The sequence below is a fragment of the Streptomyces filipinensis genome, assembly GCF_014649495.1.
GTDB classification, from domain to species: domain Bacteria; phylum Actinomycetota; class Actinomycetes; order Streptomycetales; family Streptomycetaceae; genus Streptomyces; species Streptomyces filipinensis.
Window position 1 is genome coordinate 188,419 of the sequence record NZ_BMTD01000016.1, and the last position, 21,782, is coordinate 210,200.

At 73.3% G+C, this 21,782-nt stretch carries 18 protein-coding genes and 1 pseudogene; 7 read left to right on the forward strand and 12 right to left on the reverse strand.

The window, feature by feature from the left end; all coding sequences use genetic code 11:
• Window positions 1–13: 13 nt before the first annotated feature.
• The 3 genes from IE244_RS30695 (at window position 14) to IE244_RS30705 (ending at window position 2,241) form a co-directional block, all read left to right on the forward strand.
• Complete coding sequence (locus tag IE244_RS30695; RefSeq protein ID WP_191876814.1) at window positions 14–610, forward strand: GNAT family N-acetyltransferase; 597 nt, start codon at window positions 14–16, stop codon at window positions 608–610.
• Between the two features lie 373 nt (window positions 611–983).
• Window positions 984–1,241 carry an MFS transporter gene (locus tag IE244_RS30700; protein ID WP_229854427.1) on the forward strand — a complete coding sequence of 86 codons (258 nt, stop codon included), beginning with the start codon at window positions 984–986 and terminating at the stop codon, window positions 1,239–1,241.
• 511 nt (window positions 1,242–1,752) lie between these two features.
• Complete coding sequence (locus IE244_RS30705) at window positions 1,753–2,241, forward strand: SRPBCC family protein (protein WP_191876815.1); 489 nt, start codon at window positions 1,753–1,755, stop codon at window positions 2,239–2,241.
• A 15-nt stretch (window positions 2,242–2,256) separates the two neighbouring features.
• Here IE244_RS30705 and IE244_RS42370 read toward each other — a convergent pair.
• The 8 genes and pseudogenes from IE244_RS42370 to IE244_RS30745 form a co-directional block, all read right to left on the reverse strand.
• A pseudogene (locus tag IE244_RS42370) lies at window positions 2,257–2,645 on the reverse strand (transposase); the annotation flags it as partial.
• Between the two features lie 161 nt (window positions 2,646–2,806).
• Window positions 2,807–3,451, reverse strand: coding sequence for an SRPBCC family protein (locus IE244_RS30715; protein ID WP_191876817.1), 645 nt, complete (start codon window positions 3,449–3,451; stop codon window positions 2,807–2,809).
• Between the two features lie 35 nt (window positions 3,452–3,486).
• Complete coding sequence (locus IE244_RS30720; protein WP_191876840.1) at window positions 3,487–4,590, reverse strand: XdhC family protein; 1,104 nt, start codon at window positions 4,588–4,590, stop codon at window positions 3,487–3,489.
• On the reverse strand, window positions 4,583–5,710 hold the full coding sequence (locus tag IE244_RS30725) for a vWA domain-containing protein (RefSeq protein ID WP_229854428.1): 1,128 nt from the start codon (window positions 5,708–5,710) through the stop codon (window positions 4,583–4,585). Before IE244_RS30725 ends, IE244_RS30720 begins: the two co-directional genes overlap by 8 nt.
• 764 nt (window positions 5,711–6,474) lie before the next feature.
• Window positions 6,475–7,350 (reverse strand): AAA family ATPase, encoded by an 876-nt coding sequence (locus tag IE244_RS30730; RefSeq protein WP_051927123.1) that lies wholly within the window; start codon window positions 7,348–7,350, stop codon window positions 6,475–6,477.
• A gap of 15 nt (window positions 7,351–7,365) precedes the next feature.
• On the reverse strand, window positions 7,366–8,220 hold the full coding sequence (locus IE244_RS30735; protein ID WP_191876818.1) for an FAD binding domain-containing protein: 855 nt from the start codon (window positions 8,218–8,220) through the stop codon (window positions 7,366–7,368).
• Window positions 8,217–10,703 (reverse strand): xanthine dehydrogenase family protein molybdopterin-binding subunit, encoded by a 2,487-nt coding sequence (locus tag IE244_RS30740; RefSeq protein ID WP_191876819.1) that lies wholly within the window; start codon window positions 10,701–10,703, stop codon window positions 8,217–8,219. The genes IE244_RS30735 and IE244_RS30740 overlap by 4 nt, the downstream gene beginning before the upstream one ends.
• Complete coding sequence (locus IE244_RS30745) at window positions 10,700–11,200, reverse strand: (2Fe-2S)-binding protein (RefSeq protein ID WP_191876820.1); 501 nt, start codon at window positions 11,198–11,200, stop codon at window positions 10,700–10,702. Before IE244_RS30745 ends, IE244_RS30740 begins: the two co-directional genes overlap by 4 nt.
• A gap of 248 nt (window positions 11,201–11,448) precedes the next feature.
• Here IE244_RS30745 and IE244_RS42375 point away from each other — a divergent pair, with 248 nt between their 5' ends.
• Both IE244_RS42375 and IE244_RS30760 read left to right on the forward strand, forming a co-directional pair.
• Window positions 11,449–13,671 (forward strand): elongation factor G, encoded by a 2,223-nt coding sequence (locus tag IE244_RS42375; protein ID WP_229854430.1) that lies wholly within the window; start codon window positions 11,449–11,451, stop codon window positions 13,669–13,671.
• Window positions 13,672–13,754: 83 nt separating this feature from the next.
• Window positions 13,755–15,620, forward strand: a complete 1,866-nt coding sequence (locus IE244_RS30760; RefSeq protein ID WP_191876821.1) for a cellulase family glycosylhydrolase — start codon at window positions 13,755–13,757, stop codon at window positions 15,618–15,620.
• Window positions 15,621–15,676: 56 nt separating this feature from the next.
• On the opposite strand, the gene IE244_RS30765 is transcribed toward IE244_RS30760, so the two are convergent.
• Window positions 15,677–16,930, reverse strand: coding sequence for a YncE family protein (locus tag IE244_RS30765; RefSeq protein ID WP_191876822.1), 1,254 nt, complete (start codon window positions 16,928–16,930; stop codon window positions 15,677–15,679).
• A gap of 148 nt (window positions 16,931–17,078) precedes the next feature.
• On the opposite strand from IE244_RS30765, the gene IE244_RS30770 reads away from it, so the two are divergent.
• Together IE244_RS30770 and IE244_RS30775 are read left to right on the forward strand one after the other, a co-directional pair.
• Window positions 17,079–17,741 carry a TetR/AcrR family transcriptional regulator gene (locus tag IE244_RS30770; RefSeq protein ID WP_191876823.1) on the forward strand — a complete coding sequence of 221 codons (663 nt, stop codon included), beginning with the start codon at window positions 17,079–17,081 and terminating at the stop codon, window positions 17,739–17,741.
• Between the two features lie 144 nt (window positions 17,742–17,885).
• On the forward strand, window positions 17,886–18,908 hold the full coding sequence (locus IE244_RS30775; RefSeq protein ID WP_191876824.1) for an alcohol dehydrogenase: 1,023 nt from the start codon (window positions 17,886–17,888) through the stop codon (window positions 18,906–18,908).
• A gap of 116 nt (window positions 18,909–19,024) precedes the next feature.
• Here IE244_RS30775 and IE244_RS30780 read toward each other — a convergent pair whose 3' ends face one another.
• The 3 genes from IE244_RS30780 to IE244_RS30790 form a co-directional block, all read right to left on the reverse strand.
• Complete coding sequence (locus tag IE244_RS30780) at window positions 19,025–20,254, reverse strand: glycosyltransferase (RefSeq protein ID WP_191876842.1); 1,230 nt, start codon at window positions 20,252–20,254, stop codon at window positions 19,025–19,027.
• A gap of 240 nt (window positions 20,255–20,494) precedes the next feature.
• On the reverse strand, window positions 20,495–20,830 hold the full coding sequence (locus tag IE244_RS30785) for a hypothetical protein (RefSeq protein WP_191876825.1): 336 nt from the start codon (window positions 20,828–20,830) through the stop codon (window positions 20,495–20,497).
• Window positions 20,827–21,782: cytochrome c oxidase subunit I (locus tag IE244_RS30790; protein ID WP_191876826.1), on the reverse strand; the 956-nt coding region annotated here is incomplete at its 5' end. The genes IE244_RS30790 and IE244_RS30785, both read right to left, overlap by 4 nt.

The window sequence follows — 21,782 nt, forward strand, 5'->3', positions numbered from 1 at the left end:
ACATGATCACCGGGTGACCACCAGCCCCGGCATACCCGACGTCGTGGCCGCCGGCCGTCTCGCCGCCGGCGCGCAGCCCGTGCTGGCGCTGCCCGGCGGCCTGGAACTGCGGCCCTGGCGTCTCGACGACGCCGACGCCGACGCCCTGCACACCGCGGGGCAGGACCCGGCGATCAGCCACTGGAACCTCTTCTCCGTCGGCAGCCGTGCCGAGGCGCGCGCCCGGATCGAGCGGCTGCACGCGCGCCGTCGGGCCGAGACCGGGGTGATCTGGGCCGTCGCCCCGCTCGGCGGCGCGGCCGTCGGGCTCGCCGGTCTCAACGACGTCGACCTGGCGGGCGGCACCGCCGAGGTCGTCTACTGGGTGCTGCCCGGCGCCCGCGGCGGCGGCGTCGCGGTCGCGGCGACCCGGAGGCTCAGCCGCTGGGCCCTGGACGACCTGGGACTGCACCGGCTCGTCCTGTGCCACTCGACGGCCAACCGCGCCTCCTGCCGGGTGGCCGAGAAGGCCGGGTACACCACCGAGGGCACCCAGCGCAGCGCCCTGCTGCACACCGACGGCTGGCACGACCAGCACGTCCACGCGCGCCTGGCCGGGGACCCCGAATAGCGCACCCGGGGATCGTCCGTGCCGGGTGGTCCCCGTGGGCCATGGCTCCCACACCGGCAGCACTCCTGCGGCGCGCGGTGCGGCCCGCCTCCCGCGCCCGTTCCCCGGACACCGTGCTCGTCGTCATGTGCGCCGGATACTTCCTGGTGCTGCTCGACGTCACCATCGTCAACGTCGCCCTGCCCGCCATCGGCTCCGGGCTCGGCACGGACGTCGGCGGACTCCAGTGGGTGGTCGACGGCTACGCACCGGCCCCGGCGTCGCTGATGCTTCACCAGCGGCACGGCCGGGGACCGGTACGGCCACCGGCGCGTCGTGCTGGCCCGGCTCGCCGTGTCCGGCGCCGGATCGCTGGGCTGCGGACTCCCCCACGGTGCCCGTGCTGGTCGCCGCCCGCGTGGTGCGGGGCGCCGGCGGCGCGCTGCTGCCGCCCGGCACGCCCGCCGTCATCGGCCGCGCCTTCCCCGACTCCGCCGAGCCCGAGCGGGCCCGCGCGATCGGCGTCTGGGCGGGCATCGGCAGCCTCGCGCTGCCCGCCGGCCCGCTGCTCGGCGGCGTCCTCACCGACGGCCTCGGCCGGCGGGCGGTCTTCCTGCTCAACGTGCCGCTCGTGCTCCTCGCCCTGGTCTGATCCATGGCCGTCGTCCGCGAGAGCCGGGACGAGCACGCCGCGCCGCTGGACCTGCCGGGCCTCCTCCTCGGTGGCGTGGCCCTGCCGGCGACGACGTACGTGTTCGTCCTGCCGCTGTAGCTGCAGTCCGTGCAGCACCGCTCCGCCTTCAGACGGGTCTGACACTGCTCCCGCTGTTCACCCCGCTCGCGGTGTTCGCGCTGCTCGGCGGCGGCCGGAGACCTGGCAGAAGGTCTTCACCGCCCTGCTTGCCGAGGCTGACGCCACTACTCGACATCCTCGACGGGCTCTGGTTCCCCATGCCGGTGGACGCCTGCCATGCCGCTGGTCATGACCTGTCGCTGTCGGCTGCTGCGATCACCTCGGACGGCCCAGACGCCGCGAGCGCTGCGCGGCAGCAAGGTCAGCCCGGGAAGGCCTTGACGTCCCTCGCCAACATGGAGAGCATTGCTCTTATTGGAGAGCACCGCTCTCATAAAAGAGCGTCGCTCTTGCAGTCGGGGGGAAGGTCATGAAGCTCTTCTACTCAGGTCCGTCACTCATGAAGTTGCACGAGGAGTACGCCAAGAAAGGACTCCTGGACGAGGATGCGCCGGTCAAGGCGATCAGCTCGGTCACGATCAATGCCCCGGTCTCCACCGTGTGGCGGCTGATCAGCGACATGCGCAACTGGCCCGCCTGGCGCTCCGACGCTCGCGTTACCAAGCTCGGGATCATGGCGCCGGATGCCTGCTTCCGTTGGAAGGTCCGCGGCACATCCATCAAGTCCACCTTCGCCGTCGTCACACCTGAGCGGGAGCTCACCTGGACGGGCCTGGCAATGGGCTGCATGAAGGCGATCGATCGGATGCGGTTGGCGCCGACCGCGGACGGCGGCACCCTCGCTACCCTTGAAGAGTCGCTCTCCGGCCCGCTCCTCACGCTCTTCTACAGCGACGAGAAGCTCCGCAAGGGGCATCAAGACGTCTTGCGGATGTTGAAGGCTGCTGCCGAGAGCTAGGTCGTTTCTTTCGGATCACCTCGCTGACCGGATGAAGAGGGCGGCGAGGTGGAGTTTGGCGAGGTAGATGGTGGCGGTCTTGTCGTAGCGGGTGGCCAGGCCGCGCCACAGCTTGAGTTTGTTGATGCACCGCTCGACCGTGTTGCGTTGCTTGCAGGCGTCGCGGTCGAAGGCGGGTGGCCTGCCGCCGCGACGGCCGAGGCGTTTGCGGTTGGAGGCCTGGTCGGCGGGCTGCGGAACCACTGCCCGGATCCCGCGCCGGCGCAGGTGGATCTTGGTGGTCAGCCCGCCGCGGGGCCGTCCGATGGCATGGTCGTCCGGCTCGCCGGCCGGTGCCCTTTTTGTCGAGCCCCGGCGGCGCGGTGGTGGGCACGGACGATGGTCGAGTCGACCGCGACGACCCAGTGGTCAGTCAACGACACACCAGACCCACGATCCGATGATCTGAAAGAAACGGCCTAGTCGTCCGCCCCGAACCGGCCGTCGGCGGGACGGTCTTCGGCCGGTCGCGCCCACGCGGCGCAGCCGCACCCCGGCACCGTCCCGCGCCCCGGGGGCGCTGCCGTCACCGGCGCCGAGCGGCGTGCCGGTGCCGGCGCAGCCGCAGGAGCCGCGTCGCCGTCCATGCCAGCGCGGCCACCGCTGCCGCCAGGCCCGCCGCCCGCTTGGCCACCGGCAGCCCCGCCGTGCGCAGGAGGTCGAGCGGTTCCGGCTCGGTCTCCGCCCGCTCCCGCGGTTGCTCCGCGGCGGCGGCCGGTGCCGGTGCCTGCTCGGCCAGCCGGTCCGCCAGACAGGCGGCGAACTGGCTCACCAGGCGGTCGCCCACCTCGGCCAGCACGCCCCGCCCGAACTGCGCCGGGCGGCCGGTCACCGTCAGGTCGGTCCGCACCCACACGGCCGTCCCGCCGTCGCGTGCGGTCAGCGTGCCGGTGACCGTCGCGCGGGCCGTGCCCTGCCCCCGGGTCTCCCGGCCGCTCGCCACCAGCACCATCCGGTGCGCCGCCGCGTCCTGTTCCTCGAAGACCGCCGTGCCCCGGTAGGCGACGGTGACCGGGCCGACCCTGACCTTCACCGAGCCGGTCACGGTCTTGCCGTCGTAGTCCTCCACCACCGCGCCCGGCAGACAGGGCGCGACCCGTTCGATGTCGAGGAGCGCGTGCCAGGCGTCGTCGACCGGGACGGGGACGGTGAACTCGTGGTGCAGCTCCATGGCGTGCTCCTTCGGGACGCGTCTGACCGGACGCGTCAGACGGGAGTCGGGTGGATCGCCCCGGCGGTCGTCGTCAGGGGCGCGCCGCTGCCGCCCCAGCGCAGGGCGACGATCTCGGCGGCGACGGACACGGCGACCTCCTCGGGCGTACGGGCCCCGAGGTCGAGCCCGAGCGGCGAACGCAGCCGGGACAGCTCGGCCTCGGTGAGACCGGCCTGCGAGAGCCGTTCACGGCGCTCCTCGTGGGTATGGCGGCTGCCCATGGCCCCGATGTAGGCGGCCGGGCGGCGCAGCGCCTCCTCCAGCAGCGGCACGTCGAACTTCGGGTCGTGGGTGAGGACGCAGACCACCGTACGGTCGTCGGTCTTCGTGCCCGCGAGATAGCGGTGCGGCCAGTCGACCACGACCTCGACGCCCGCCGGGAAGCGCTTGGGTGTGGCGAAGACGGGGCGGGCGTCGCACACGGTGACCCGGTAGCCGAGGAAGTCGCCGATGCGCGCGACCGCGGCCGCGTAGTCGATCGCGCCGAACACCAGCATGCGCGGCGGCGGCGCGAACGACTGCAGGAACACGGTCACGGCGTCCTCGCGGCGCTCACCGCGCGGACCGTAGTGCCGCAGGAGCGAGGCGCCGAGCGCGAGTTCGCCGCGTGCGTCGGCGGTGACGGCGACGTCCAGGCCGCTCGCGCCGAGCGTGCCCGCCGCACGGTCCGGCCAGACCGCGAGGGTGGCGCCGCGCGGCGCGGGCCCGTCCACCACCGTGGCCACGGTCACCGGCCCGCCCGCGGCGACCGACGCGGCGACCGCGCCGAACGCCGGGTCCGACTCGGGCGTCACGGGCCGTACCAGCAGGGTGATCTCGCCGCCGCAGGTGAGCCCGACCGCGAACGCGTCCTCGTCGCTGTACCCGAACGTCTGCAGGCGGGGCTCACCGCTCGCCACCACCTCCTGGGCGAGTTCGAACACCGCGCCCTCCACACAGCCCCCGGACACGCTCCCCACGACCTCGTCGTCCGGGCCCACCGCCATGGCGGCACCTGGTCCGCGCGGCGCGCTGCGGCTGACCGCGACGACCGTGGCCAGCCCGAACGGAACACCGGCCGCATGCCAGCGCGCCAGTGCCGGCAGGATCTCACGCACCATCCGCTCCTCTCACCGGCCCGGCAACGGGCCGGGCGCCGCGCACCACCGCCGCGAGCCGCTCCAGCGCCGCCAGACTGTGCCCCTCCACGAAGGCGTCCACGCTCGGCAGCGCCGCCGCCATCCCCGCGGCCAGCGGGGCGTAACCCGGGCGGGCCTTGCGGGGGTTCGCCCACACCACCTGGTGCGCCAGGGCGTGCAGGCGGCGCATCTGCTGCCCCAGCAGCTCCGGATCGCCGCGCTCCCAGCCGTCCGAGAGCAGCACGACGATCGCCCCGCGGGCCATCCCGCGCTGCCCCCAGCGGTTCAGGAACTCGCGCACCAGCTCACCCAGCCGGGTACCGCCGCGCCAGTCGGGCACGGCGGCCGCGACGGCCGCCATCGCCAGGTCGGGGTCGCGGTGCGAGAGTTCGCGGGTCACCCGGGTCAGCCGGGTGCCGACGGTGAACACCTCCGTGCGGCCCACGCGCACCGCCGCGTGCGCGAACCGCAGCAACGCGTCGGCGTACGGCGCCATCGAGCCGCTCACGTCGACGAGCAGCACCACCCGGCGGGGCCGCTCCACCCGTCTGTGCCGCCGCAGCCGGGCCGGCTCCCCGCCCCGCCGCAGCAACTCCCGTACGGTACGGCGCGGATCGACCTCGCCGCGCCGGGCCGGCCTGCGCCGCGCCGAGCGCCGGGTCTGCCCGTGCAGCGAGAACGCGGCCAGCAGACGCCGCAGTTGGGCACGCTCGGCGGCGTCCAGCTCGCCGACGTCACGGTGCCGCAGGACTTCGGCCGGGCTCGCGAGCGCGGCGACCGGCGGTCCCGTGGGCTCCCCCTCGCCCGGCGCCGACGGGCCGTGGGGTGCCTGCCGGGCGACGAGCCGGAGCCGGGGCGGGGGAGCGGCGCGCACCGGGCGCGCGGCGCGCCCGCCAGAGGGCCCGAAGTACGCCGCGAACACCCGCTCGTACCGCTCCAGATCGTCGTGCCCGCCGCACAGGGTCGCCCGCCCCGCCCAGTACACGTCCGCGCGCATCCCGGGCCGCAGGGCGCTCACGGCGCGCAGGAACGCGTACAGACGCTCGCTGCTCGCGTCGACGCCCGCCGCCCGCAGCGCCCGCACGAACCCGAGCAACACGGCATCCGCCCCGAGCGGCCGCCCGCCCACCCCGATCCGCCCGGCACCTGTCCCGTGCGGTTCGGCGTCTGCCCGGGGCGGTTCGGCGTCTGCTCCGGGTGGGCCTGCGCCTGCCCCCGCCGGGCCGGCGTCCGGCTCGTGCTGTTCGGCGTGTGGCCCGGGTGGGTCGGCGTCTGGCTCGTGTCCTGCGTGCAGGTCGGCATCCGCCTCCTGCCGTTCGGTGTCCGCCGTGAGCGGGCGGGGGCCCGTCTCGTGTGGTCCGGCGTACGTCTTGCGCTGTTCGGTGTCGGCCCGGGGTGGCTCGGCGTCCGTCTGGTTCCGGTCGGTGTCGGCTTCGGGCCGTGTGGTGTCTGCCCGGGGTGGGCGAGGATCCGCCTCGGGTGGGCCAGGGTGTGCCTCGGGTCGTTCGGTGTCGGCCCGGGGTGGCCTGGCGTCCGTCTGGTTCCGGTCGGTGTCGGCTTCGGGCCGTGTGGTGTCTGCCCCGGGTGGGCGAGGATCCGCCTCGGGTGGGCCAGGTTTTGCCCCGGGCCGTCCGGTGTCCGCCCCCGGTGGGGCGGTGGTTGGCTTCCGGCGTGCTGATCGGCCCGGGTCCGGACCCGGGCCGTGGCCGGCCGGGTCGCGTCGTTCGGCGGCAGGCGTCTCCCGAGCGGTGTCCGACCCGAGCAGCCCCGCGGGGCCCGGCTCCCGTCGTGAGTGCGTGCCGAAAGTTCCGGCGTCCGGTGCGGGCGGCGGGTCCGTGCCGTTCCCTGTCGTGGTCACCGTCCTCACCCGCCCCGGGCCGCGAGGACCGCCGCGAGATCGAGCCCCCGCGCCCGGTCCGTGTCCTCCCGGTACTTCAGCACCGAGCCCAGCGTGGCCACCGCCAGCTCCGCGTCCACCTCGCTCGCCCCCAGCGCGTCCAGGGCCTCGGCCCAGTCGAGCGTCTCGGCGACACCCGGCGGTTTCAGCAGGTCCGCGCCCCGCAGCGCCTGCACCAGCGCCGTGACCTGCTCGGCCAGCCGCGCCGACACCCCGGGCAACCGGCGCCGCACGATGGCCAGCTCACGGGCGAAGGAGGGATGGTCGAACCAGTGGTAGAGGCACCGCCGCTTCAGCGCGTCGTGCACCTCGCGGGTGCGGTTGGAGGTCAGGACGGCGACCGGCGGATCCTCGGCGCGCAGCGTGCCCAGCTCCGGGATGGTGACCGAGTACTCGGACAGCAGCTCCAGCAGGAACGCCTCGAACTCGTCGTCGGCCCGGTCGATCTCGTCGACCAGCAGCACAGACGGCTGGGTCTGCAGGGCCCGCAGCAACGGCCGGGCGATCAGGAAGCGCCGGTCGTACAGCTCGCTCTCCAGCCGGTCCGCGTCCGTCACCCCGGCCGCCTCGGCCGCTCTCAGGTGCAGCAGCTGCCGCGGGAAGTCCCAGTCGTACAGGGCCTGCGAGGCGTCGATACCCTCGTGGCACTGGAGCCGGATGAGCGGCGCGCCGAGCGCCTCGGCGAGGGCGGCGGCGAGCGCGGTCTTGCCCACGCCCGCGTCGCCCTCGCAGAACAGCGGCCGGTGCAGTCTCAGGGCCAGGAAGCAGGTGACGGCCAGCCCCTCGTCGACGAGGTACCCCGTCTCCTCCAGGCGGGCCCGCACCTGCTCCGGGTCGTCCATCCGGGGAATCGGCGCTCACCCCATTCCGGCCGCGGTCAGCACCGCCCGCCTGGTCAGCACCCGTGCCAGGTGCTGCCGGTACTCGGGCGAGGCGGACAGGTCCTGCGACGGCCGGGTGCCCTCGGCCGCCGCCTCGGCGGCCCGGGCCACGGCCGCGGAGTCGTCGGCACCGGCCAGCTCCCGTTCGGCCGTGGTGGCTCGCAGCGGGGTCGCGCCCATGTTGGTCAGCCCGACGCGGGCCTCGGCGACGCCCCCGTCGGCGCGCCGGACCAGCGCGGCGACGCCGACGATGGCCCAGGACTGGGCGACCGGGTGGAACTTCTCGTAGTGGAAGCCCCAGCCGTCCCGCTTCGGGATCCGCACCTCCGTCAGCAGCTCGTCGGGTGCGAGCGCGGACTGGAGGTAGTCGACGAAGAACTCGCGGGCCGGGATCGTGCGTCGCCCGCCCGGACCGGCCACGACCAGCTCGGCGTCGAGGGCCAGCGCCACGGCGGGCAGGTCCCCGGCCGGGTCGGCGTGGGCCAGCGAGCCGCCGAGGGTGCCCCGGTGCCGTACGGCCGGGTCGGCGACCGTGGCCGTGGCCTGCGCCAGCAGTCCGGCGTGCGCGCGTACCAGCGGGTCGTGGACCACCTCGTGGTGCGTGGTCAGCGCGCCGATGACGAGCGCGTCACCGTCCTCACGGACCCCGCGCAGCTCGGGGATCCGGCCGACGTCCACGACCAGTTCCGGGAAGGCCAGCCGCAGCCGCAGCAGCGGCAGCAGGCTCTGCCCGCCGGCCAGCACCTTCGCCTCCTCACCCGCGCCGGCGAGCGCGCGGACCGCCTCGTCGACGCTCGTGGGGCGGGTGTACTCGAACGCGGGGGGAATCATGCCGGACCCTCCTCACCCGGCTGGCCGTACTGGCCCAGCTCGCCGGACTGCGCGGCCTGGCCGGACTGCCCGGACTGGGCGGGACCGGTGCCGCCGGTCCCGCCGGCCGCGGGGGCCCCGCCGGACCGTGCCTCCTGGATGGCCTGCCACACCCGGTGCGGCGAGCACGGCATCCGTACGTCCCGCACGCCCAGGGGCCTGAGCGCGTCCACGACGGCGTTGACCACGGCGGGTGTCGAGGCGATCGTGCCGGCCTCCCCGACTCCCTTGACACCGAGGGCGTTCGAGGCCGCAGGTGTCTCGGTCCGGTCGGTCGTGAACTCCGGCAGGTCGGCCGCCGACGGGACGAGGTAGTCGGCCATGGTGCCGGAGACGAGGTTGCCCTCGGCGTCGTACACGGCCTCCTCGTACAGTGCCTGCGCGATGCCCTGCGCGAGGCCGCCGTGCACCTGCCCCTCGACGATCATCGGGTTGACGACACGGCCCACGTCGTCGACGCTGACGTACGACCGGATCGTCGTCTTCCCGGTCTCCGTGTCGACCTCGACCGCGCACAGGTGGGTGCCGTGCGGGTAGGAGAAGTTCTCCGGGTCCACGACGTGCTCGGCGTTGATGGTGGGCTCGACGCCGTCGGGCAGGTCGTGGTTGGTGAACGTCTCGAAAGCGATCTCCTGGATGGTCTTGCGCGCCTCCGGCGAGCCCTTGACGGAGAACACCCCGTCCCGGAAGTCCAGGTCCTGCTCGCTCGCCTCCAGCAGGTGGGCGGCGACCCTCCGGGCCTTCTCGACGACCGTCGTCGCCGCCCGGTGCACGGCCTCGCCGCCCACGGCCAGTGACCGTGAGCCGTAGGTGTCCATGCCCTGCGGGGCGGCCTTGGTGTCGCCGTGCACCACCTCGATGTCGTCGAAGGGCACCCCGAGCACGTCGGCGGCGATCTGGCTCCAGCAGGTCTCGTGGCTCTGCCCGTGCGGGCTGGTGCCGGTCACCACCTCGACCTTGCCGGTGGGCAGCATGCGGATGCTCGCCGCCTCCCAGCCGCCGGCCCCGTACCGCAGGTCGCGCAGCACCCGGCTCGGTGCCAGCCCGCACATCTCCGTGAAGGTCGACACGCCGATGCCGAGGCGCACGGTGTCGCCGCGTTCGTTGCGCCGGCGCTGCTCGGCGCGCAGGTCGTCGTAGCCGAACAGCGCGAGCGCCTTCTCGGTGGCCGCCTCGTAGTTGCCGCTGTCGTAGGTCAGTCCGGCGACCGTGGTGTACGGGAACTCCTCGTGCCGGATCCAGTTCCGGCGCCGTACCTCCACCGGGTCCAGGCCCAGTTCGACGGCCAGCTCGTCCATGGTCCGCTCGATGGCGAACGTGGCCTCCGGGCGTCCGGCGCCGCGGTAGGCGTCGGTGGGGGTGCGGGTGGTGAACACGCCGGTGCAGGTGAACGCGTAGGCGTCCATCTTGTAGATCGCCGGGTACATGAAGGCGCCGAGGATCGGGATGCCGGGGGTGACCAGCATCAGGTAGGCGCCCATGTCGGCGAGGAGGTCCACCTTCAGGCCCAGCAGCCGTCCCTCGCGGGTGGCGGCGATCTCGATGTCCTGGATCATGCCGCGGCCGTGGTGGGTGGCGAGGTAGCCCTCGGAGCGGGACTCGGTCCACTTCACCGGCCGGCCGAGCCTGCGCGCCACGGCCAGCGCCAGCACCTCCTCGCCGTACACCTGGAGCTTGGAGCCGAAGCCGCCGCCCACGTCCGGGGCGATCACGCGGAGCTTGTGCTCGGGGATCCCGGTGACCGTCGCCAGCATGATCCGCAGGATGTGCGGGATCTGCGTCGCCGAGTACACCGTGTACTCGCCGGAGGCGGCGAGCGGGGTGACGACGACCGCGCGCGGCTCCATGGCGTTGGGGATCAGCCGCTGCTGGTGGTAGCGGCGCTTCAGTGTCACCTCGGCGCGTTCCCGTACCGCGTCGAAGCTCTCGCCGGTGGCCAGCGGCCAGGTGTAGCAGCGGTTGGTGCCCTTGTCGGCGTGGACCAGCGGGGCGTCCTGCGCGAGGGCGGCCTCCAGGTCGAGGACCGGGGGCAGCGGGTCGTAGTCGACCTCGATCGCCTCCAGCGCGTCGGCGGCGGCGTACCGGTCGCGGGCCACCACGACGGCCACGGGATCGCCCGCGTAGCGGACCTCCTCGACCGCGATCGGCGGATGGTCGGGCTGCACGATGTCCTCGGTCACCGGCCAGGCGCAGGGTAGCGATCCGAGCCCCTCGGCGAGGTCGGCGCCGCTGAAGGCCGCGACGACACCGGGGCGTTCGAGGGCGGGGGAGACGTCGACGCGGGTGATGCGGGCGTGGGCCATCGGGCTGCGCAGAACGGCCAGGTGCAGCAGCCCGGCCACCTGGATGTTGTCGGTCCAGTTGGTCTGGCCGGTGATCAGTCGGGCGTCCTCCTTGCGCAGCCGCGAGCGGCCGACCTCGCCTTCGACGGCCTGGTCGGTCATGCCGTCACCCCCTCGCTGACCTGGTGCCCGGAGGCGTCCTGCTGTCCGGACGCGGCGAGCACCGCGCGGACGATGTTCTGGTAGCCGGTGCAGCGGCAGAGGTTGCCCTCCAGGGCCTTGCGGACCTCGTCCGGGCTGGGGTGCGGGTTCTCGCGGAGCAGGTCGCGTGCCGCCATGATCATGCCCGGGGTGCAGTAGCCGCACTGCAGCCCGTGCTTCTCGTGGAACGCGCGCTGCAGCGCCGTCCACTCGCCGTCGCGGGCGAGCCCCTGGATCGTCGTCACCTCGCACCCGTCCGCCTGGACGGCGAGCACCGAGCAGCTCTTGACGGTCGCCCCGTCCAGGTCGACGGTGCACGCCCCGCAGTTGGAGGTGTCGCACCCGATCGGGGTGCCGGTCAGACCGAGGCGGTCGCGGAGGTAGTGGGCCAGCAGGAGGCGGGGTTCCACGTCGTCCTCGTACGTCGTGCCGTCCACCTTCACCGAGATGTGGGTCATGGGCCCTCCTGACCGTGCGGGAGAGGGAAATCAGCCACCGGGCGTGATGTAGGTCACCCTACGACCGCACTCTGGTCGCGGCGAGTGCTGCGCAGGGTGTCGGTTGAGCGTTAATCCATTGCCGCGAGGTCTCGCTGTCTGCTGCACTGCGCGGTACCCCGTCGTCACACAGAGAGGACCAGCGATGCGCGCTGCGTGCATGTCCACCCAGGAAGGAACCCACCCCGTGCCGAAGGACATCACGCTCAGTGCATCTGCTCAATCTCGGAATCCTCGCCCATGTCGACGCCGGTAAGACCAGCCTGACCGAACGGCTGCTGCACACCGCCGGAGTGATCGACGAGATCGGCAGCGTCGACGCCGGCAGCACCACCACCGACACGCTCGCGCTGGAGCGGCAGCGCGGTATCACCATCAAGTCCGCCGTCGTCTCCTTCCCGCTCGACCGCGTCACCGTCAACCTCATCGACACCCCCGGCCACCCGGACTTCATCGCCGAGGTCGAGCGGGTGCTCGGGGTGCTCGACGGCGCCGTCCTGGCCGTCTCGGCCGTCGAGGGCGTCCAGGCGCAGACCCGTGTGCTGATGCGCACCCTGCGCCGGCTGCGCATCCCCACCCTGATCTTCGTCAACAAGATCGACCGGCGCGGCGCCCGCGGGGACGCGGTACTGCGCCGGATGGCCCGGCGGCTGGCCGTACCGCTCGTCCCGATGGGGCGGGCCGCCGGTCTCGGCACCCGCGCCGCCCGCTTCGTGCCCGGCCTCGGCCCGGCCGCGCTGGAGGCGCTCGCCGACCACGACGACGATCTGCTCGCCGCCTACCTGGACGGCGGTGTGCCCGCGGACCGGCTGCGCGCCGCTCTGGCCGCCCAGACCCGGCGCGCACTGGTCCATCCGGTGTACTTCGGCTCCGCCATCACCGGAGCGGGCGTGCCCGAACTGACCGCCGGCATCGAACGCCTGCTGCCCACCGCCGACGGCGACCCGGACGGCTCCCTGTCGGCCACGGTCTTCAAGGTCGAACGCGGCCCGGCAGGGGAGAAGGTGGCCTACGCCCGGATCTTCTCGGGCACCCTGCGCATCCGCGACCGCATCCCGTTCGGGGACGGAAGCGAGGCGGACGCCCTGGCCGGCGCCGGAGGCCAGGGTCAGGCCGTCCGCGCCCGGGGCGCCGAAGGCCGGGGCCGGGGCGACCGCGGTCGCGGGGAGCACCGGGCCCGCGACGGTCAGGGCAGCGACGGTCCCACGGCGGGCCGCTCCACCGGTGATCGTGAGCGGCGGCCCGCCGCGGACGGCCGCCCGCAAGGTCCGGCCGCCGTCGCCGGGGTGCGCGGTCAGGCCGCCGAAAGCCACGCGGAGTGTCGGGCTGTGGGACGGGTCACCGGGCTCAGCGTGTTCGACGGTGGGAGTGACGTGCGCCGGGACAGCGCCGGTGCCGGGCGGATCGTCAAGGTGCGGGGGCTCGGCGGTATCCGGATCGGCGACGCGCTCGGCCGGCCGCGGCAGGCGTACGGGCACCACTTCGCGCCGCCCACCCTGGAGAGCGTCGTCGTCCCCGGCGCCGGCACGGACCGGCGCTCCCTGCACCTCGCGCTCACCCAGCTCGCCGAACAGGACCCGCTCATCGGGGTCCGGCACGACGACCTGCGCCGGGAGACCTCCGTGTCCCTGTACGGCGAGGTGCAGAAGGAGGTCATCCAGGCGACCCTCGCCGACGAGTACGGCCTGGACGTCACCTTCCGCGAGACGACGACCCTGTGCATCGAACGGCTTGTCGGCACCGGGCATGCCGTGGAGTTCAACAAGAAGGACGACAACCCGTTCCTGGCCACCGTCGGCCTGCGTGCCGAGCCCGCACCGCCCGGCTCCGGCGTGCGGTTCCGGCTGGAGGTGGAGCTGGGCTCGATGCCGTACGCCTTCTTCAAGGCCGTCGAGGACACCGTGCGCGAGGCACTCGGCCAGGGCCTGCACGGCTGGCCGGTCCCCGACTGCACGGTCACCATGACCCACTCCGGCTACTCGCCCCGCCAGAGCCACGCCCACCAGGGCTTCGACAAGAGCATGTCGAGCACCGGCTACGACTTCCGGGGCCTGACCCCGCTCGTCCTGACCGAGGCGCTGCGCCGGGCCGGCACCCTGGTGCACGAGCCCCTGCACCGCTTCCGGCTGGATGCCCCGGCCGACACGCTCGGCGCCCTGCTCCCGGTGCTCGCCCGGCTGGGCGCCGTACCGGAGACCACCGCCGCACGCGGCGCGGCCGTCGGGCTGGAGGGCACGGTGCCGGCGGCCCGGGTGCACGAGCTGGAGCAGCGGCTGCCCGGTCTGACCCGGGGCGAGGGGGAGCTGGAGACCGCCTTCGACCACCACGCGCCGGTCACCCGCGGCACGGTCCCCGAGCGGCCGCGCACCGACCACCACCCGCTGAACCGGAAGGAGTACCTGCTCAATGTGACACGCCGGGTGGGCGATTGACGCAGCGGAACTGACCAGCAGTCAACTTACCTGTGAGTCAGGTGGTATTGACGCCGCCCGGACCTCGTCGGAGTGTGGTGGACATGCCGAATATCCGGGTGCGCCTGCTGGTCGTTCTCGTCGCCCTCTGCGGATTCACGGCGGTGGCGGGCCTCCCGCCCGCCGCCGCCGCTCCCGCCGTCGCCCCCACCGACTCCCTCTGGTTCGACGGCGCCCCGCTCACCGTCCAGGGCGGCCGCTTCACCGACGGCCAGGGGCGCGAGATCGTCCTGCGCGGCTACAACGTCTCCGGCGAGACCAAACTGGAGGAGAACGGCGGCCTTCCCTTCGCCTCGGTCGCCGACGCCCGGAAGTCCGCGACCGCGCTGCGCGCCCTCGGCGGGGCGAACACGGTCCGCTTCCTGCTCTCCTGGGCCCACGCCGAACCCGTGCGCGGCCAGGCGGACACCGGCTACCTGGCCGCCGTCACCGAGCAGATGCGCGTTTTCCTGGACGCGGGCATCCGCGTCCTCCCGGACTTCCACCAGGACCTGTACTCCCGCCACCTGTTCCACAGCGGCAGCTGGTACACGGGCGACGGGGCCCCCGAGTGGGCCGTGGACGCCGGGGGTTATCCGGCCGAATCCTGCGGCATCTGTCTCTTCTGGGGCCAGAACATCACCCAGAACGCGGCCGTGCAGAAGGCGCAGCACGACTTCTGGCACAACGCCCACGGCCTCCAGGACGCCTTCCTCGCCACCGCCGGGACCACCCTGTCCTATCTCCGGGAGCACCTGAGCGCGGCCGAGTTCGCGGACGTCGCCGGCTTCGACCCGTACAACGAGCCCTACGCCGGCTCCTACGACTCCGGACAGACCTCCCGCACCTGGGAGAAGGACCTGCTGTGGCCGTTCTACGAGAAGTTCCGCGCCCGCATGGACGCCGCCGGCTGGCAGGACAAACCCGCCTTCGTGGAGCCCAACCTCTTCTGGAACGCCAACATCTCCACCCAGAAACAGGAGGGCGGCCTGCTGGACGCGGGCACGCTCGCCCCGCGTTACGTCTTCAACACCCACTTCTACGACCAGAAGGCCATCTCCGGAATCCTGATGTGGGGCAAGGCGGGCGACGGCCAGTACGCCTCCGACCTCGCCACCGTCCGGGCCCGGGCCTCGGCCGCCGGCACCGCCGCCGTGGTCAGCGAGTTCGGCCACCCGCTGTCCGGCACGGTGTCCGACAAGGCGCCGACCGTGCTGAAGGCCATGTACCAGGCCCTCGACTCCCGGCTGCCGGGCGCGAGCTGGTGGAGCGACCCCGCGGCCTCCGGGCCGGTGCTCTCCGGCACCCAGTGGCAGTGGGACCTCTACAACGGCCGGCACCACGAGCTGATGAACGGCAACCCCGCCAAGCTGCTCACCTCCGGCGACGCCTGGAACGACGAGGACCTCTCCGCCGTACGGCTGGACGACTCGGGGAACGCCGCCCTGCGCCAGGACGCCCGGCTGCTGGACCGCCTCTACCCGAGCGCCACGGCCGGCACCGCCCTCGCCTTCACCTACGAGGACCGCTCCCGCGACGGCTCGGCGACCCTCACCTGGAACCCGGTGCCCCCTTCCCTGCCGAACGTGGCGAAGCTGGTGGGCTCGGGCCGGTACGGGCTGCTGGTCTGGCGCTCCGGCGACGGCACCGCGCCCACCGAGCTGCACCTGCCGGCCTCCTTCCCCACCGCCTCGACCACCGTCGTCTCCGACCTGGGCACGGTCTACGGCCCGCCCGCCTACGGCGCCTCCGCCCCGGTCGCCGTCGCCCCCGAGCCGGGCGGCACGGGCAGCCGCCGCCTGCTGCTCACCGACCAGGACTCCGGGGTCCCGCACTTCGCGCTGGTGACGGACGGGGCCACCGCGCCCGCGGCGGACGCGCTGGCCGCGGCGCGGTCCGAACTGGCCGGGTGGGTGGCGGCGCACTGGTGAGCCCAAGCCGTACGGCCCCCGGGAAGAGTGGGGTCACCCCGGAGGCCGTACGGCGCTCAACCCCCTGCCGGCCCCGTCCAGTCGGCCGGGACGTGGCCCAGCCGGACGCGCTGCGGATGGTCGCCGACCGGCACGGACAGCACCTTCCGGCCGGTGGTGAAGTCGATGGCCGTGATCTGGTCGGCGCCGGCCTCGGAGATGACGCAGTCCCTGCCGTCGCCGCTCACGGTCGCCCAGTACGGCGTCGACGCGGTGACGAGCGGGCCGACGTCGAAGGACGCCCGGTCGACCACGGTCGCGTAGTTGTCCATCGTCCCGGCGACACAGAGCTTGGTGCCCTCGGGGTTCATCGAGATGCCGTGGTGGCGCGAGTCCAGCAGCCAGGTGGTGCGGTCCGGGTTGGTCGCCGGGTTCGCCGGCAGCGTCTTCACCCGGGTGATCCGGTCCGTGGCCACGTCGTACTCCAGGAAGCCGTTGAAGAACGACACCTGGAAGTAGAGCTTGGACCAGTCGGGCGTGAAGGCGGCGGGCCGGACCGCGTCGGAGAAGTCCTTCAGCCCGACCGCGTCGAGCCGCTGCCGCATGTCGATGGTCCTGACCTGCTTGAACGTGGTCGCGTCGACGACGGTGATGTGGCGGTCGCCCTTGGTCCAGTCCCAGCCCGGGGCGTCCAGGGAGGTGGTGACCTCGCCGATGGACATGTTCCAGATGTACTTGCCGCCGTCGGTGAAGAAGTTCTCGTGCGGCTTGTCCCCGGTGCCGAACTCGCCCAGTTCCCTGCCGGTGCCGATGTCCAGAACCTGCACCTTGTCCGCGGTCGAGGCCGAGACCGCGACCCGGGTGCCGTCGGGTGAGACCGCCATGTGGTCGGCGCGGTGACCCGCCACCGGGAAACGCCAGTTGACCTTGTCGGTGGCCAGGTCGATGGAGACGACGTCGGCGAAGCTGGGCCGGGAGACGACCAGGGACCTGCCGTCGGGCGTGGAGTACATGTCGTCCGCGTACTGGTCGTGTCCCTCGCCGACCTCGTTGCGGATGGACGTGTAGTAGATCCACTTGACCGGGTCGGCGTTGATCTCCGCCAGCCGCTGGGCCTTGTCGGGGACGACGTCGATCCGGCCGACCTTCGCGAAGTCGCCGGAGGAGCGGATGACGTCGGCGGTGCCGTCCCAGTTGTTGCCGACGAACAGCACCTCGCGCAGGCCGTCGGCGGTGCCGCCCGCGGCGGAGGCGGCGGTCGCCGGCCCGGCGACGGTCAGGGCGAGGGCGGCGGCCACGGAGCACAGGTGCCTGGTTCTGGAGGCAGGCATGACTGCTCTCTTTCCTCGGGGGAGTGTCGGGGAATCTGAACACGGTCGCGTTCACAGTGAACTTACTGAAAAGTAAGGAAGGGGCGGCCTACTCGACAAGATGTGTGCACGACAAGATTGGGCTACCGGTGGGCGACAAGGGGGAAGCATGACGGGCAGGCTCAGGGCGCCGACGGGACGCTACGGCGGCCGGTCCGCCGAGGAACGACAGGCCGAGCGGCGCCGCCGTTTCCTGGACGCGGCCCTGGAACTGTTCGGTGGCAGCCCGGGCTACCGGGGGACGACGATCGCCGCACTGAGCCAGGCCGCCGGACTGTCCACCCGCCAGTTCTACGAGGAGTTCCACACCCTGGAGGACGTCCTCGGCGCGCTGCACCTGGAGGTCAACGACTGGGCGGAACAGGCGGTGCTGGACGCCCTCGCCACGGCGGACGGGCTGCCGCTGGCCGAGCGCGCCTCCGTGCTCTTCCACGCCTACGCCCACGACGTCACCTCCGACCCGCGCCGCGTCCGCATCACCTTCATGGAGATCGTCGGGGTCAGCCCGCGCCTGGAGGAACAGCGCCTGGCCCGCCGGGCCCGCTGGATCGACCTGATCCGGGCGGAGGCGGACGCGGCCGTGCTGCGCGGGGAGGCGGCACCCCGTGACTACCGGCTCGCGGCGACGGCCTTCATCGGCAGCGTCAACGGACTCCTGCACGACTGGAGCGCCGGCTGGGTGGACGCCACGCTCGACGAGGTGGTGGACGAGCTGGTGCGGCTGCTGCTGGGCATGCTCCGGCCGGCGGGCTGGCGCCCCGCGACCGGCTGACCCGGAGGCCTGCCGAGCCCGTCGGTGCAGGTCAGGGGCGGTTCCGGACGGCTCGGCGCGCGCGATGGGCCGGGAACTGGTCTGCTGGTGCGGGGGCGTCATACCCGTGTCCCGGAATCCGGCCGACACCCACGGGAGAACCAGATGAGTACCTATCGAGTCGCGCAGGTCACGGCCGCGGGCGGCCCGTTCGGGCTGGTCGAGCGGGAGGTGCCCGAGCCGGGACCCCGTCAGGTGCGGATCGCCGTGGAGGCCTGCGGCATCTGCCACAGCGACGCGGCCTTCGTGAACGCCGCGCTGCCGGGCGTGACCTTCCCGGTGGTCCCCGGGCATGAGATCGCCGGGCGGGTGGAGGCGCTCGGCGCGGGAGCGCAGGAGTGGGGCTGGCAGGTCGGCGACCGGGTCGCGGTCGGCTGGTTCGGCGGCAGCTGCGGCCACTGCACGCCGTGCCGGCGCGGCGACTTCATCGTGTGCCCCCGGCTGAAGGTCCCCGGCTGGGCCTACGACGGCGGCTTCGGCGAGCGGGTGATCGCGCCCGTCGACGCCCTGGCCCGGATTCCCGACGCGCTGGCGGCGAGCGACGCCGGGCCGCTGGCCTGCGCGGGCGTGACCGTCTTCAACGGGCTGCGGCGCAGCTCGGCCCGGTCCGGCGATCGGGTCGCCGTGCTCGGCCTCGGCGGCCTGGGTCACCTCGGGGTGCAGTACGCGGTGGCGCTGGGCTTCGAGACCGTGGGAATCGCCCGGGGCCCGGAGAAGGCCGACTTCGCCAAGCGTCTGGGCGCCCACCACTACGTCGACAGCACCTCCGGCACCCCGGTCGCCGAGGCCCTGCAGTCGCTCGGCGGTGTGGACGTGGTGCTGGCCACGGCCGGGAACTCCGAGGCGATCACGGCCACCGTGGACGGTCTGGCGCCCCGCGGCGAGCTGGTGGTCATCGGCGCGGACACCGAACCGATGGGCATCAACCCGGCCCAGCTGCTGATGGCCGCCCGGGTCGTGCGCGGCCACCCGTCCGGTACCTCGCAGGACGTGGAGGACACCATGGCCTTCAGCGCCCTGCACGGCATCCGCCCGATGACGGAGACACGCCCGCTGGACGACGCGAACGAGGCCTACCAGAAGATGCTCGCCGGCAAGGCCCGCTTCCGGATGGTACTGACCACCTGACCTCACGGCCCGGCCCGGCCGCCGCCGATCGGCGGTGCTCGTCGCCGGTGGGCCCGGAGGCCGGCTCCGCCGCTGCTCGTCCGCTGCCGGACCCGGGGTCCGGCCCGGGCGGTGGGTCAGCTGTCGAGCCGGTTCAGTGCCGCCAGTACCGGTGCTGCGCCGTCCTCCTCACGGATGCGGGCGCCCAGTGAGCCCGCCCGCTCCCGGTGTGCCGGCTCGCGGATCGCGCGGACCAGTGCGGAGGCCAGGGCGTCCACGGTCAGGCGGCGCAGCGGTACGGCCTCCGGGGCGACCCCCAGCGCGACCAGCCGGGCGGACCAGAACCCGGCGTCGAACTGCACCGGCACCGGCACCGCCGGCACCCCGGCGCGCAGCCCCGCCGCCGTCGTTCCGGCACCCGCGTGATGGACCACGCCGGCCATCCGGGGGAAGAGCAGGGCGTGCGGCACGTCGTCGATCGTCAGCATGTCGTCGCCGTCCGCCGCGAGGCCGCCCCAGCCGCGCTGGATCACCCCGCGCAGCCCGGCCCGCCGCAGCGCCGCGACCACCTGGGCGCTGAGCCGGCCGGCGTCCGGCACGGTGGCGCTGCCCAGGCCGACGAAGACCGGGGCCGGTCCCGTGTCGAGGAACTCCTGGACACGTACGGGCAGTTGTGCCTCCGTGTCGTACGGCCACCAGTAGCCGCCCACCGTGAGCCCTGGCCGCCAGTCCCGGGGCCGGGGCACCACCAGGGGGCTGAAGCCGTGGTGCACCGGCCAGTGCCGCCGCTCCCGGGCCCGCCGCGCCGCAGCGCTGCGCAGCGGGGGCAGTCCGAGCCGCTCACGCACCCGGGGGACGGTGGCCGCGAACACATGCTCCACGGCGAGGCTCACCCCGTGTCCGGCGAGCCGGTTGGCCGTCCCTCCCCACCGGCCACCGCCGAGCACGGCGGGTGCGAACTCGCGTGTGCCGGCGAGGGGTTGCAGATAGACGCCCATGCTCGGCATCCGCAGCCCCTCGGCGATCGTGTGCCCGAGCGGGGCCAGTGAGGCGGACAGCAGCAGCACCTCGGCGTCCCGGGCCGCCGAGAGCAGGTCCTCGGTCATCCGCCCGACCAGCCGCCGCGCCAGGTCCACCACCCGCACCAGCTTCCCGGCGCCGCTGGCACTGCGGTGCAGACCCCGCCCGCGCGGGGACTCCAGCTCCGCGCGCGGATCGAGCGGCAGCGCGTGGAACCGTACGCCGGAGCCCGCCACCAGCGGTTCGAAGCGGGCATGGGTGACCAGGGTGACCTCGTGACCGGCCTGGGCGAGCCGGTGCCCCAGCCCGGTGTAGGGGGCCACGTCGCCCCGGGACCCCGCCGTCATGATCGCAACGCGCACGAGGGTCAGTATGGCGGCATTCCGTCCCGCGCGGGCCCAACGGCCCGGTCACCACGGCGGGTTCACACCCGTCGCAGCCGTTGGCTTCGCCCAGGGCACGGTCTCGGTCCAGGCCCACCCCGCCATAGGGGCCCGGCAACTCCCCCACCCTCACCGACGGGACCCCGCCCGTACCGGGGGACCGCACCGTCGGCGCCCACCAGAAGTGGTCCCGGCCCTGACCTCCTAGGCGGCGGCGAGCATCAGGAGGCCCGTCGTCGCCAGCAGGGCGCAGCCCAGCACGCACCAGGCGACCAGCCGCCGGCGCAGCACCCGGTATCTCAGCTCGTACGTCCGCCGCAGTTCGACGGCGCGTTCGGCGGTGCGGTGCCAGGACGTGCGGGCCAGTGCCAGGTACTCCGCCTCGAACTGCCGCTCAAGGTCCTCGCGTTGGGTGTCGGTGAGCCAGCCGAGCCGACAGGCGGCCCGGGCCGCCGCCGTACGGCCCTCCTCCCGGGCGGCGGCCAGCAGCAGATGGCCCTCGACCTCCCGGACCAGGGCCGCCTCCTCCTGCGCGGTCATCGCGCGCTCAACTCCTTCTCGGGCAGTGGCGTTTTTGGGTGGTGCAGGTCGAACGCCGGGGACTCGCTGCGGATCCGCGGCAGGGTGAGGAAGTTGTGCCGCGGCGGCGGGCAGGACGTCGCCCACTCCAGGGAACGGCCGTAGCCCCACGGATCGTCGCTCTCGACCCGCTCGCCGTACTTGGCCGTCTTCCAGACGTTGTAGAAGAACGGGAGCAGCGAGGAGCCGAGCAGGAACGAGAAGATCGTGGAGACCGTGTTGAGCGTGGTGAGCCCCTCGGCCGCGAGATAGTCGGGAATCCGGCGCTGCATTCCGTTCGTGCCCAGCCAGTGCTGGACCAGGAAGGTGCCGTGGAAGCCGACGAACAGCGTCCAGAAGGTGATCTTGCCGAGGCGTTCGTCGAGCATCCTGCCGGTCCACTTGGGCCACCAGAAATGGAATCCGGCGAACATCGCGAACACCACCGTGCCGAAGATGACGTAGTGGAAGTGGGCCACCACGAAGTAGCTGTCGGAGGTCGCGAAGTCGATCGGCGGGGAGGCGAGCATGACGCCGGTCAGCCCGCCGAAGACGAACGTGACGAGGAAACCCATCACCCACAGCATGGGCGTCTCGAAGGACAGGCTGCCGCGCCACATGGTGCCGATCCAGTTGAAGAACTTCACCCCGGTCGGGACGGCGATCAGGAAGGTCATGAAGGAGAAGAACGGCAGCAGCACACCACCGGTGACGTACATGTGGTGCGCCCACACCGTCGCGGACAGGCCGGCGATCGCGATGGTCGCGGCGACGAGCCCCATGTAGCCGAAGATCGGCTTGCGGGAGAAGACCGGGATGACTTCGCTGATGATGCCGAAGAACGGCAGGGCGATGATGTACACCTCGGGATGGCCGAAGAACCAGAAGAGGTGTTGCCACAGCAGGACTCCGCCGTTCGCGGCGTCGAAGACGT